The organism is Mitsuaria sp. TWR114, from assembly GCF_007997345.1.
This window is the reverse complement of sequence record NZ_VOSR01000770.1, coordinates 1-1,250: the sequence shown is the minus strand read 5'-3', so window position 1 is coordinate 1,250 and position 1,250 is coordinate 1. Positions and strand designations below refer to the sequence as shown.

General features: G+C 73.3%; 1 protein-coding gene. It reads left to right on the top strand.

The window, feature by feature from the left end:
* The first annotated feature begins 287 nt into the window (after window positions 1-287).
* Window positions 288-1,199 (top strand): penicillin-binding transpeptidase domain-containing protein, encoded by a 912-nt coding sequence (locus FUT87_RS23955; protein ID WP_091725871.1) that lies wholly within the window; start codon window positions 288-290, stop codon window positions 1,197-1,199.
* Window positions 1,200-1,250 lie beyond the last annotated feature (51 nt).

Here is a 1,250-nt window from a genome sequence, read left to right as displayed (position 1 = left end):
GGCGGCGACCTGCTGATCGCCGACCTGCGCCTGCGCCAGGCCCGGCTGCAGGCCCGCAAGCTGCGCGACGAGGACGCGCGGCGCCGCTACCTCGACGAGGCCGAGACGCTGATGCCGCGCACCCGCCGCGCCTGAGCCGAAGCGATCCACCGCTGCGCCCGCGCAGCGTGGGATCGACCGCGCGAGGTCGCAGGTCGCCGGCGCAACGCCCGTAACCGCACTTCGATGCGGCGCGGCGCGGCGGACTCCGGACACTGGCGACCTCGATCACCGCACGGAGTTCCTCCATGACCCTGTCCCGTCTGTCGACCGGCGCCCTGCTCGTCTGCCTCGCGCTCACCGCCTGCCGCGCCTCGTTCGCACAGGGCGGCGCGACGCCCACTCCAGCCCCGTCCGCCACGTCCTCCGCGCCCGCCGCCCTGGCCGTCGTCCCCGCCGACCAGCGCGAGCGCTGGGAGACCCGCCCGGAGTTGCAGCGCCATTTCGCCGAGCTCGGCACCGCGGGCACGATCGCCGTGCTCGACACCCGCGCGCATCGCTGGATCGCCTCGGACAGCGTGCGCGCCTTCGAGACCTTCCTGCCCGCCTCGACCTTCAAGATCCCGATGTCGCTGATCGCGCTGGAGACCGGCGCTGCGGTCGACGAGACGCAACCCTTCAAATGGGACGGCACCGAGCGGCGGATCGCCGACTGGAACCGCGACCAGACGCTGGCCTCGGCCTACCGGGTCTCGGCGGTGTGGGTGTTCCAGTCGCTGGCCCGCCAGGTCGGACAGCCGACGGTGCAGCAGTTCCTGCGCGACTTCCGCTACGGCAACGCGATCGCGGGCCCGGTCGGCGATCGCTTCTGGCTCGACGGCGACCTGCGCATCTCCGCCGTCGGCCAGGTGGAATTCCTGCGCCGCGTGCATGACCGCGCGCTGCCGCTGTCCGACCGGACCTACGACATCGCTCGCAAGGTCCTGCTGCGCGAGCAGGGCCCCGGCTGGCGGATGTACGCCAAGACCGGCTGGGCCGATGACGCCCGGCCGCGGCCGATCGGCTGGTTCGTCGGCTGGGTCGAGCAGGACCGCGACCCGCGGCCGGTCTACTTCGCGCTCAACCTGGACATGACCGATGCGGCTTTCGCCCCGCGCCGCGAGGAGATCGCCAAGCGCGTGCTGCGCGCGCTCGGCGCGCTGGAGCCCGCCAGGCCGTGAGCGATCGCCGATACTCGCCCGATCGTCGACAACCCCGATTGGACGCCCCCC

Coding starts and splice junctions, on each gene's coding strand:
- FUT87_RS23955 (WP_091725871.1), top strand. CDS start 288: ATGACCCTGTCCCGTCTGTCGACCGGCGCCCTGCTCGTCTGCCTCGCG.